This is a genomic window from Bacillus sp. SIMBA_008 (assembly GCF_046535495.1).
Lineage (GTDB): Bacteria > Bacillota > Bacilli > Bacillales > Bacillaceae > Bacillus > Bacillus subtilis.
This window is the reverse complement of record NZ_JAWRWL010001106.1, coordinates 1-243: the sequence shown is the minus strand read 5'-3', so window position 1 is coordinate 243 and position 243 is coordinate 1. Positions and strand designations below refer to the sequence as shown.

Genomic DNA, 243 nt, shown 5'->3' with positions numbered 1-243 from the left:
AAATGCTCGTAGCCCAGCGGCGCGCGTGCGCGCACGCCGGGGAACATCGCGCCCTGCGGCGTGAAGTCGTGCCGCGCCGCCTTGCGCACCAGTCGCTCGGGGTCGGCCACCAGCTGATCGATGACCAGCAGCGGCGCGCCCTCGTTGCCGATGCGCGAGGCACTGACGCGGACCTGCGGATGCAGGTTCAGCAGCATCGGCGAGGACTCAGGCCACGACCGAGCGCGGCCTTGCGCCCCACAC

1 protein-coding gene is annotated in these 243 nt (G+C 72.0%); it reads right to left on the bottom strand.

Annotated elements, in window-relative coordinates:
- Positions 1-197 (bottom strand): DUF6445 family protein (locus tag SB658_RS26860; RefSeq protein WP_410603548.1); only part of this gene is annotated, 197 nt, incomplete at its 3' end.
- Between the last annotated feature and the right edge of the window lie 46 nt (positions 198-243).